Raw genomic sequence first — 11,178 nt, 5'->3', positions numbered from 1 at the left:
GCCGTTTCAGGCTGCGTTAAAAAATATTTGAATAATCCGTCATGGTGAGGCCGTTTTTCTTTCTTTGCCACAATCTGTTTCTCTGTCTTATTAGTTAGTCATTACCATTTATAGTATTTCTACCAAGCTACAAAAAACATCTTCCCATATTTTCTCAGGCAAGTCTTTACCGAATGCATTAATAGAAGAGCCTAAAGAATCAAATACCAGAAAAGGAAAAACGAGAAAATATTATATTTACAACAACCATTCAATGAATGCCATTCATTTAAATGAGTTTTTAACTTGTATTCGCATAATAATAATCCCGTTATCAAAATATCGATTATTTATATTTCCGTTAATCTTGGATGTTCAGATCGCAAAAATTGGACTGAGTTCCATCCAGATAATCTATTAGGTATAAATGTTATTTATATCAAAGTATCAATTTATTAGAGTTGTATCCTTCGTGTCAATAAAAATTAAGTTTTTATTTTTCTATCGTTATTAAATCAAGCGGTATAATGTGATTTCTCCACAGTTCAAGATAGAAATATAGTAAATTAAATGAAAGTAATATTAGTGATATATTCATTGTCAGAAGCAAGAAACAAATCCTCTGCCTTTCTTCAACAACCATTAATATTCATAATTAATCCAAATCAAGCGTTAATCATTTTTTTAGGATTACAAAAAAGTTGAGCATTTCGCTGATTTTAATAACCTATTCTGAAATAACCCATAAAATTATGAAACAGAATAATTAAGCCAGGGTAATTTCAGTGTCATACTCATTGTTAAAAATAAACCACAAACATTAAGGATAAATTATGGCAGATATACTTAAATATGGCGATACAGTAAGAATATTAAATGGTTACAATAACTGGCAAGGAGGATATCTCAGTACACATGGAAGTAACGACATCCCAGGAGCAAAACATAACGTATTAACTGTAGCTCCTTCCTTTTCTGATCTAGGGGTAATATGGCGAATACAATCAGGAACGGGAAAAGCTATCGGCAGCGAAATAATTAATGATGATATTATTTTGCTTCATAATCTGGCTTTCTGCGATGGTGGTTATTTGGGATATTATGATGGCCCAAATCAACCGGTACCAAGTGGAGAAATACATCCGATAGTCACATCTGATATAAATACATATTCTCCAAAAACATTAGAGTGGATTATTTATTGCGAAACACCTTATTCTATAAAGGGAAATATCATAGAAGGAGCAATTATCAGCCTACATAATCGATGGGGAAATAAAGGTTTCCTTAATAGTTATGGTAATGCCAACAAACCAAACACGTTATATGGTGTATCTCTTTCTGGTAATAGCGCTCGTAAAGTACATAAGGTAGACCAGTGGAAGATGGAAAAAATCAATGACCCTTGTCCGCCTACCAAACCCTCAAATTGTGGTGGAGAATGTGGTACTAGCGACACCGGTAAACACTGTTTCCAATTGCCTCAAAGTATTCGATTTGGCCTGACAGCTTACAATAATACGAACATTCAGCAAACGGTAAAAGTCTATATTGACGACCTTCTGGTAGACACATTAACCGGCAAAGGAACAAATAATCCGATGGCGACCAAAACCTACACATCAGGTACAGGAAAAGTTTGTATTGAAATTGAAGGAGATGGCAAACCTAGCAAACTGCGTTATTTCGATAACACCCTCGATGGAAAACCGGGAACAGCCATTATCGGCGCTGAAAATGGCACCAATAATAATTACAATGATTGCGTAGTAATATTAAATTGGCCGCTGGTGTGAATTAAAAATACTTTGAAAAATTTCACCACAAACGAAAATAATATTTACCAATCAATTAAAGCGGTATTATGCCGCTTTTTTATGCCACATTTAGCAACGCTAATAAAATTATCATCAAAATCATTTTTCGATATTACAATAATTAGGGGCTAATAAGAAAGCCCCTTGGTATATATCCTACAAGATAGTCAAATAACCAGATTCAATATTCCATATTAAAAATCTTGAAAAAATATCGCTCGATCAAACGGTGTTCGGTAAAGAGAATTTTGTTGATCTATTGTAGTAGCCTGAGAAGACATACCAGAAATAATCCCTATTTGACCAGCCGCAAGATTTCCCGTCATCAGCGTGTTCATATTATATTGGCAAAGCTCTACCTTCCATTTATCTGCCACACTATTATACCACTCAATAATTAATGTACCGTTATTTGCCGCAAGCAATCCAATACGCCAACGTGACCAAGTATTTTTTGGCCATTCATAACTCAGTGCAACACCAGAATTAGCACTGCCTAGCGTCGGTTGCCCTTTATAAATACCATCTGTTTGTTTACCAACAAAATTGACTGACTGAATCAAATTAGCCTGAAGATTCCAAACCATGAGATAAGGCGTCGCCGTGTCAATCGAAGTCCCTAACGAAATATTTGATGGCATCCATTGAGGCTTACCTTGATATCCCCCAGTCAAATGAATCGCCATATAGCCGTAACCAATATTTTGATATGTACCGCTTGCGCTCGTTTTCTTGGATAGCACACTTACTGAAATGTCAGGATATGGATTACAAAACAGGTCAAGTTCACAATAACAATGTCTGGCATCAACCGGTGTGTCTGTTGCAATCCCGAGACAGTGGCTACCGCTATTACCAAATTTAGACAAAGTTTGTGCCTTGAAAGCTTTCCTTCCCCCAACACTGACGATATCCCAAGCGCTAGTCGCATTGGCTGAATCCTTAAACAACACACCAGCTCTCTGTGTTGTCGCATCTACCCACCGACCTTCAGGATATAAATTTGGTTCCCATACCGTTATTGGAACTGCTGTGGAATTAGACGGACTTTCAATTGAGATTTGACGTTCATGTTGTTCTAATTTCATAACTAAAATATCTCCTATAAAAAATACAATTACACATTAATCTTGTATTTTATACCTCAAATAAGTTCATCTTTAATTCTTAAATAAAGTAATCCACATAAAATCCAACAATATTAAATCCATTAATGAGTTGTTAATATATAGTCTTGCTTATAACCTATCATCAGGATTAATTTAAATAATATAAATTTCCCTATTCACCAGACAGATGATCAATATGATAGAGTTAAATTAGCGTATCTTAATATTATTCTCACCCTATTTCAGTGGTAAAAAAATTCAAACGAAATATTAAATCCCAATCACCAAAAAGGATATATATAAATGAATACATCAAGTTATCTTTTTCTTGGCTCAGAAAATATTAGACACAATCAGAAGTCGTATGAATCTGATATCGGTTATCCCCAGCCTATAAATAACGATTGGCCTGATCTTCCTATTGAATTTCAAAGGCATATTGATGATGTGATTAATTTAAATGGTTTTTTGTATTTTTTTAAAGGCTCACAATATCTTAAATTTGATATCGCAAAAGCAAAAGTGATTGATGGACCAAAACCTATTATAGCAGGATGGCCGGGATTAGCCGGAACGGAATTTGAAAACGGGATAGATGTAGCCATAGAATGGCCCTATGTAGCAAAAATGGGTATGACCGATGTCGTCTGTTTCTTTAAAGGTAGTGATTGTATTGATTATACGGTGAGTTCACATACTGTTAGCAAGAAAACTATCGCAGACAGATGGGGGATAACAGAACAATACTCAGAATTTAGTGAAAATCTGGATACAGCTATTTTATGGATAAATATTGGTAGCCCTTTTCTTTTCCTTTTCAAAGACAATTCGAACATCAGGATTAATCTGAAATCGAATACCATCGATGGTCAAGCACCCATTGGTGCTAATTGGCGGGGTGTGACCTTCAAAAGAGTTCAAGCTGCGGTGCCAATTGATATGGATTTATTAGGCAGCGAGATGGGCAATGACAGTAATACCAATACCTATTTCTTCCTTAATTCAGAAAATATTAAATATAATGATCCATTAAATAACATCGATACCGGTTATCCTCAACCTATCCGTAATAATTGGCCTAATCTGCCTATTGAGTTTCAAAGGCATATTGATGATGTGATTAATTTAAATGGTTCTTTGTATTTCTTTAAAGGCTCGCAATATCTTAAATTTGATATTGCAAAAGCACAAGTGATTGACGGACCAAAACCCATTATAGAGGGATGGCCGGGATTAGCCGGAACGGAATTTGAAAACGGGATAGACGCCGCCACAGAGTGGATAGATGTAAAAGAAGATATCGTTTGTTTCTTTAAAGGCAAGGAATGTATTAATTACACTGTGAGTTCACACACCATTGATAAGAAAAATATCGCAGAAAGATGGAGAATTACCGGAGAATACGCAAAATTTAGTGCAAATTTAGATGCCGCTATTCTATGGCGGAACTCCGGTTATTTTATTTATCTTTTTAAAGGTAATGAGTATCTCCGTTTACATCTCATGTTGAATAGTATGTATGGTGAACCCGAGCTTATTCAAACTAAATGGAAAGGCGTCACTTTCAATAAAATTCAAGCAGCAGTGTCCGTTGATCCCAATGTATTGGGGAGTAATATCAATATAAAATGCGGTGGAACATGTGGGATTAATAATACCGGTAAACACTGCTTTCAATTACCTCAAAGTATTCGATTTGGCCTGACTGCCTACGTAAATAGTGATGTTCATCAACAATCAATCAATGTCTATATCGATGACCGATTGGTCGATACCTTAACCGGTAAAGGAATAAGTCACATAACAGATGTTAGGACCTACACATCAGGTACCGGCAAAGTCTGCATCGAGATGATAGGAGAGGGTAAACCCGGCAAACTCCGTTATGCCTATAACACTCTCGAAGCAAAACCCGGCACAGCCATTATCGGCGCTAACAATGGTTCCAATGACAATTATGATGATAGTGTGGTAGTGTTGAATTGGCCATTATCATGAGACAAAAATATATCGCAGTGATATCTGAAAATAGAAAATCGAGTAAACACATCAAAATGACATTCAAATTAACCATTATTAAGGATGTAAAAAATGAATTCAAACACCTATTTATTTCTTAACTCAGAAAACATTAGATATAACGACTCAGAAGATAAAGCAGACACGAGTTATCCCCAAACTATCAGCAATGATTGGCCTAGTCTCCCTATCGAGTTTCAAAAAGATATTGACGATGTGATTAATTTAAACGGCTCATTATATTTTTTTAAAGGCTCTCAATACCTTAAATTCGATATAGCCAAAGCCTTGGTGATTGATGGGCCAAAACCCATTATTGAGGGATGGCCGGGATTGAAAGGTACCGGATTTGAAAATGGTATCGACGCAGCCACAGAATGGGTGGATACAAAACAAGATGTTGTCTGTTTCTTCAAAGGCAGAGATTGCATCGATTACACCGTCAGTTCACATTCGATTAATAAGAAAACCATTTCAGACCGGTGGGGCACTATCGGGAAATATGCAGGATTTAGTGAAGACCTCAATGCCGTTATTTTATGGAAAAATACCGCCGGCGCTACTATTTACTTTTTCAAGGATAGTTATTACATCCAATACAATACAAAATCTCATGCTATCGATGGTGAACCCTCCTTTATTCAAGCTTACTGGAACGGAGTTACTTTCAAAAAAGTTCAAGCCGCCGTATCGGTTGATATTGATTCGTTAGGTAGTGAGTATAGAAACTGTGGCGGAATATGTGGCAGCACAAATACCGGTAAACACTGTTTCCAGTTACCTCACAATATAAAGCTTAGCCTGTCAGCCTATGGTAATACTGCCCACCAGCAAACGATAAAAGTGTATATTGACGATCAGTTAGTCGATACATTAATCAGCCAAGGTGCCAATAGTGTGTTGGGCTTTAAAAATTACTCATCGAGTACCGGCAAAGTCTGCATTGAAATGATAGGCGACGGCAAGCCCTGCAAACTCCGTTACGCCTATAACACCCTTGACGAAAAACCGGGAACAGCCATTATCGGTGCCAGCAATGGAGGCAATAATAATTACAATGACAGCATAGTCGTGTTAATTTGGTCACAGTCCTGAATAAAAAAGCCAAAATACACTACGCTGGCAACATCAGTAGAGATGACATTTATCAATAAATTAAAGCGGTATTATGCCGCTTTTTTCTGTATATCACGGCAGATATATCGGTAAAATGATACCGTTTTTGCTGATATGAACAGGGTTAAAAACAGAAAAAACATGGCTTACCTTTTCAAGTAACATGATAATAAGCCAAACTCACTCATCCTCCAAATAATCCCCTATCTGATAAAAATTAACTTTTTGATCTTTTCTTTTCCTATCTCCCATTGCTATGAATATTCAACAGTGCAGGAATTCAACCCTATTTTAGGCCCACAAGGGATCAGATAAAAGGCAAGATAACCTGTTGATGGCAATAACCGAATCCTGAAATGACACCAGAAGTTATGCACTAATAGCATAATCGGAGGGAAAGTCATTTCAGGGTAAGTATCAGTTGTTTGAAAGGCAATAAAATATTTTCCGAGGAAATGATGGATATGGATAATGTACTTAAATATGGCGATACCGTGACAATATTAAACAGCTACAAGAACTGGAGCGGGGGGTATCTCAGTGTATTTGGCAACGGTAATAAACCCGGAACAAAATATGGCGTGGTAACTGTAGACGCTTCTTTAGCTATTTATGGCGGCGCCTGGCGAATTGAGTCAGCAACAGGAAAATCTGTCGGCAGTGAAATAATCAATAATGATATTATTTTACTGCACAACCTGTATTACTGTGATGGCGGTTATTTACGATATTATGATGTGGTGGAGCAAAATGAACAATTAACCGAAATACATCAAGTCTACACCTCAGATATCCGCAAAAAAGCGGCATTAGAATGGGTTATTTATTGTGAAACCACACCACCAAATGCAAACATCAGAGAAGGCGATAGTATCTCCCTCTATAATCGATGGGGAAATAAAGGTTTTCTTGATACCCATAATCATGCCGGCGATACAGGCTCGTTATATCAAGTTTTCATGTCCAATAATGCGGCCCGTAAAAGCCACACTGGTTTGTGGAAAATGGCAAAGGTGAATGATCCTTGCCCTCCCCCTGATGTGTTGACCAATATCATGCCATTGTGGCGTAAGATGCGGTAATAACGACTCACTTTATCGCTCAAGACAGATACTCGCCCAATGCGACATAAGTATCTCCATAATTTTCGTCAAAAATGGAATGGTATTGATATTCAGTATGCTTTCAACTTTTCTATCGCCGGGCTCAATGCCCGGCGGAGGAATGAAGAATATGATTCTATTGCGCTGTAACAGGCGATTATTAATCTGAATACCGCGTTCGATAACTTCTTTAATCCAAATTTAATCCTAAGCTGCGGGCGAAGTTTCCAACGTTTAAACGTCAACATGGAAAACAGTCAAATCATCATTGTGTTGGCGTGAAGGTACTGGATAATGCGATTAAACAAACGCAACTGGCAGTGTCCGATATGCCAAATTGAGCCCGATCGTGCTTGTCATACTCCAGCGGCGGCCTTTGAAGTGGGAAGCTTCTCGCGATAGGATGAGGAGCAGTCACCAAGATTAAACTTATTACCAACAAATAAGTGACCCACTGTCGCCAAGAAATAGCGACCACAACGACGCCCAAGGTGATAATCCCGACTCAGCGCTGGCAAACGGCTGCCTAATGCACTGGCAGTTAATGGTGCAGGCGGATAAATTTCAAAAATCTGCACATCATCAGGTGGATTTTCAATAAATTTCTGGGTGTGGTGGTAGCTTTTCGCATGTTGTTGTAGCATCCGTACCATCTTTTGCAGACCACTATCTCCCAACCAACGTTCCATTCGTTGCATCCAATCAGGCGTGTAATAGAGCTGTGAAGGGACCGTACGGATCACCACGATGGTATCTGCACCACGCCGATACGCCTCTTCTACTGGAATCGCATCACTGATGCCACCATCATAATAAACAACATCATTGATCGTCACACCATTGCGATAAAACCCAGGAATGGCACTTGATGCCTTAATCACTTCCAGCCAATTATTCTCATCAGGCTGGAAATAGGTAGGTTCAAAATTATCTGAACGACATGCGCACATGTAAAACTCACATCCAGCCTCAAATTTGCGTAAAGCTGTCGGGATATCCAATGGCAGTTCCTGTGAAGCGGTCTGCACAAACCAATCTAAATCAACTAAATGACCACCACGTACAAAACGCAAAGGGTTAAAGAAGGCTGGATTAGTTGTATAGCGACTGATCGCTCGCCGGGCATATCCACGCTGTCCACAAATATAAGCTGACAGGTTCTGAGCGCCTGCCGAAGTGCCAAGCAGCAGATCAAATGGGTTGAATTCAACACGCATAAATTCATCCAGCACACCCGCAGTAAAAATGCCGCGTTGCCCTCCACCTTCACAAACCAGTGCAACCTTTCCAGATTTAATAGACGACTTATATTTATAGGATAATAGATCAATATTCCCCAACGTTATCGGTATACGTTTCCCCACACAGCCCCCAAGAAAATAAATGACGGATAGAGAGCATAACTTGGAAAGTTATTATCCGTCATTATATTATGGTGCTACGTAGCCAATATTTTGATAAAAGTACCCCTGGTGAGGGCGCATATCTGGTTAGTGCTATTCAGTTTAGTACAACGTAAAATTATCTGAATGGAAAACAACCACTCATAACAAAATATATTATTTTTTTATGGTCAGACCGTTTTGAATCGACTTGACCCCTTTCACTTTAGAGATAATCTCTATAATTTCTCTGGATTGTTTCTCGCTTTTCACAAAACCAGAAATATAGACAACTCTCCTCTCTGTTTTTACTGAGATATCACTACTGTTGATCCCTTTTGCTGCCAACAACTCACTTTTAATCTTCGCTGTGGTCGCACTATCACCCATATAACCATCGATGTTTTTCATTGAATCATCGATTTTCTGACCAGCACTGTCGAGTGCTTGTGTCGCTTTATTTTTAAAAGACTCCTCCGCCAGTACACTATTGCTAACGACAGCGGTACCCAAGGCAATAGCCACCAACAAGTGGGCCAATTTAACATTCTTCATCCTATACCTTCCTTAATTGCCGGTTAGATTTCTGAATCTATAAAGCCATTCAAACCGTTTTTACACAGTATGCTTTTACGCAGTGTGCTTTTACACAGGTGTTTTTACACAATGCATCTTTACACAATGTATCTAAGTAGAATCGTAATCTAAGCAGAATCACAATCTACATTAGAATTAAAAACAGGTTATCACTCCCAATAGCTGAGAGGCTAAATCGGGAAATAAGCACATCAATACAGCAAAGACCGAGGAAATAGTAACAGGAAAATAAAGCAAAGTGCTATAAAATAAGATGGATCTTACCCGACTAAATTATAAATTATTCTTGTGTTACATATATTTTTGTAAAGAAAAAGGCTAACTTGTTGTTAGCCTTAAAAATATTAATGTTCCCGTGTTTTACGGAAATTGATGTCAGGATAACGTTCACGGGTCAAATTTAGGTTAACCATCGTTGGGGCAATATAGGTCAGATTATCACCACCATCGAGCGCCAGATTTTGCTCACTCTTACGCTTAAACTCTTCCAGCTTCTTAGCATCATGACACTCAACCCAACGCGCTGTTGAGACATTTACTGGTTCATATAAAGCTTCAACGTTGTATTCGCTTTTTAAACGGGCAACAACCACATCAAACTGGAGAATACCAACGGCTCCCACAATCAAATCGTTATTTGCCAGTGGACGAAATACCTGTACAGCACCTTCCTCAGATAATTGAACCAATCCTTTCAGCAGTTGTTTCTGTTTCAGAGGATCACGCAAGCGAATACGACGGAATAATTCCGGCGCAAAGTTAGGAATGCCGGTAAATTTCAGATCTTCCCCTTGAGTAAAGGTATCACCAATCTGAATTGTCCCGTGGTTATGCAAACCGATAATATCTCCCGGATAGGCATGATCCACATGAGAACGATCACCCGCCATAAATGTCAGCGCATCAGCAATCACCACATCTTTCTTAATTCTTACCTGATGCAGCTTCATGCCTTTTTCATATTGACCTGACACCACACGCAAGAAAGCCACACGGTCACGGTGTTTAGGATCCATATTGGCCTGAATCTTAAAGATAAACCCGGTAAATTTATCTTCCTGAGCGGAGACTTCGCGAACATCTGTCTGACGCGGCATCGGCGCAGGTGCCCATTTAACCAAACCATCCAACATGTGATTTACGCCGAAGTTACCCAGTGCAGTACCGAAAAAGACCGGTGTTAGTTCACCTTGCAAAAATGCCTGATGATCAAACTCATGAGAAGCCCCCTGCACCAGTTCCAGCTCCTGACGCAATTGTTCAGCCAGATCTTCACCAATCGCGGCATCCAGTTCAGGATTATTCAGCCCCTTAATTGCGCGGACTTCCTGAATCGTGTGCCCCTTTCCGGTCTGATACAGGTAAGTTTCATCAAGATAGAGGTGATAAACCCCTTTAAAAGACTTACCGCACCCAATCGGCCAAGTGATCGGGCAACAAGCGATATTCAACTCATTTTCCACTTCATCCATCAGCTCCATCGGATCACGGATATCGCGGTCAAGCTTGTTCATGAATGTTAGAATCGGGGTATCGCGCAGACGGGTCACTTCCATCAATTTACGTGTCCGCTCCTCAACCCCTTTAGCGGCATCAATGACCATCAAACAACAGTCAACCGCCGTCAATGTACGATAAGTATCTTCGGAGAAATCTTCATGCCCCGGCGTATCCAACAGGTTAACCAGGCAATCTTGATAAGGAAACTGCATCACAGAAGTGGTAATGGAAATACCACGCTGTTTCTCCATTTCCATCCAGTCAGATTTCGCGTGCTGGTTTGAACCACGGCCTTTCACCGTACCGGCTTTCTGAATCGCCTGCCCAAACAGCAATACTTTTTCAGTAATCGTCGTTTTCCCTGCATCAGGGTGAGAAATGATAGCAAAAGTTCGCCGTTTAGCGACTTCCTGCTGAAAAGGGGAATTTGACATCAATAACAATCTTCTGCTTTATATACGGGCTTGTATTCAACATCAGACGCTTCCCCGCAAGGAGAACAGTTGCCAAACCCGTGGGTGAATGAAAAATTGGCGCTCATTTTCGCTGAAATTGG

Annotated in this window: 7 protein-coding genes and 2 pseudogenes; 5 read left to right on the top strand and 4 right to left on the bottom strand. The window is 39.1% G+C overall.

Going from position 1 to position 11,178, the window contains the following annotated elements:
- Nucleotides 1-812 precede the first annotated feature (812 nt).
- Nucleotides 813-1,775, top strand: a complete 963-nt coding sequence (locus tag AACQ38_RS10595) for a fucose-binding lectin II (protein WP_011148336.1) — start codon at nt 813-815, stop codon at nt 1,773-1,775.
- Nucleotides 1,776-1,990: 215 nt separating this feature from the next.
- Here the strand turns inward: AACQ38_RS10595 and AACQ38_RS10590 are convergent, their stop codons facing one another.
- Entirely contained in the window at nt 1,991-2,884 is an 894-nt protein-coding gene (locus AACQ38_RS10590) for a hypothetical protein (RefSeq protein WP_165578075.1), read from the bottom strand.
- 324 nt (nt 2,885-3,208) lie between these two features.
- Between AACQ38_RS10590 and AACQ38_RS10585 the strand changes: the two genes are divergently transcribed.
- From AACQ38_RS10585 to AACQ38_RS10570, 4 genes and pseudogenes are all read left to right on the top strand, one after another.
- Nucleotides 3,209-4,903: a fucose-binding lectin II gene (locus AACQ38_RS10585; RefSeq protein ID WP_011148340.1), complete on the top strand. Its 1,695-nt coding sequence runs from the start codon at nt 3,209-3,211 to the stop codon at nt 4,901-4,903.
- Nucleotides 4,904-4,996: 93 nt separating this feature from the next.
- Complete coding sequence (gene ppxB, locus AACQ38_RS10580; RefSeq protein ID WP_011148341.1) at nt 4,997-6,019, top strand: photopexin PpxB; 1,023 nt, start codon at nt 4,997-4,999, stop codon at nt 6,017-6,019.
- A gap of 485 nt (nt 6,020-6,504) precedes the next feature.
- Nucleotides 6,505-7,122: a hypothetical protein gene (locus tag AACQ38_RS10575; protein WP_011148342.1), complete on the top strand. Its 618-nt coding sequence runs from the start codon at nt 6,505-6,507 to the stop codon at nt 7,120-7,122.
- A gap of 144 nt (nt 7,123-7,266) precedes the next feature.
- Nucleotides 7,267-7,448 (top strand): annotated as a pseudogene (locus AACQ38_RS10570) (RNA-guided endonuclease TnpB family protein); the annotation flags it as partial.
- Between the two features lie 141 nt (nt 7,449-7,589).
- Here the strand turns inward: AACQ38_RS10570 and AACQ38_RS10565 are convergent.
- The 3 genes and pseudogenes from AACQ38_RS10565 to prfC all read right to left on the bottom strand — a co-directional run.
- A pseudogene (locus tag AACQ38_RS10565) lies at nt 7,590-8,507 on the bottom strand (patatin-like phospholipase family protein); the annotation flags it as partial.
- A gap of 195 nt (nt 8,508-8,702) precedes the next feature.
- Entirely contained in the window at nt 8,703-9,080 is a 378-nt protein-coding gene (locus AACQ38_RS10560; RefSeq protein WP_113049676.1) for a BON domain-containing protein, read from the bottom strand.
- Between the two features lie 386 nt (nt 9,081-9,466).
- Nucleotides 9,467-11,056, bottom strand: a complete 1,590-nt coding sequence (gene prfC, locus AACQ38_RS10555) for a peptide chain release factor 3 (RefSeq protein ID WP_011148346.1) — start codon at nt 11,054-11,056, stop codon at nt 9,467-9,469.
- Between the last annotated feature and the right edge of the window lie 122 nt (nt 11,057-11,178).

Origin of the sequence: Photorhabdus sp. RW14-46 (genome assembly GCF_963887965.1) — a bacterium.
GTDB classification, from domain to species: domain Bacteria; phylum Pseudomonadota; class Gammaproteobacteria; order Enterobacterales; family Enterobacteriaceae; genus Photorhabdus; species Photorhabdus laumondii.
Note: the sequence above shows the minus strand (reverse complement) of the source record. Positions and strands in the feature narration are given on the sequence as shown.

What these genes read in the sequence shown, in the direction of transcription:
- AACQ38_RS10595 (WP_011148336.1), top strand. Translation starts at nt 813, where the DNA reads ATGGCAGATATACTTAAATATGGCGATACAGTAAGAATATTAAATGGT.
- AACQ38_RS10590 (WP_165578075.1), bottom strand. Translation starts at nt 2,884, where the DNA reads ATGAAATTAGAACAACATGAACGTCAAATCTCAATTGAAAGTCCGTCT.
- AACQ38_RS10585 (WP_011148340.1), top strand. Translation starts at nt 3,209, where the DNA reads ATGAATACATCAAGTTATCTTTTTCTTGGCTCAGAAAATATTAGACAC.
- ppxB (WP_011148341.1), top strand. Translation starts at nt 4,997, where the DNA reads ATGAATTCAAACACCTATTTATTTCTTAACTCAGAAAACATTAGATAT.
- AACQ38_RS10575 (WP_011148342.1), top strand. Translation starts at nt 6,505, where the DNA reads ATGGATAATGTACTTAAATATGGCGATACCGTGACAATATTAAACAGC.
- AACQ38_RS10560 (WP_113049676.1), bottom strand. Translation starts at nt 9,080, where the DNA reads ATGAAGAATGTTAAATTGGCCCACTTGTTGGTGGCTATTGCCTTGGGT.
- prfC (WP_011148346.1), bottom strand. Translation starts at nt 11,056, where the DNA reads ATGTCAAATTCCCCTTTTCAGCAGGAAGTCGCTAAACGGCGAACTTTT.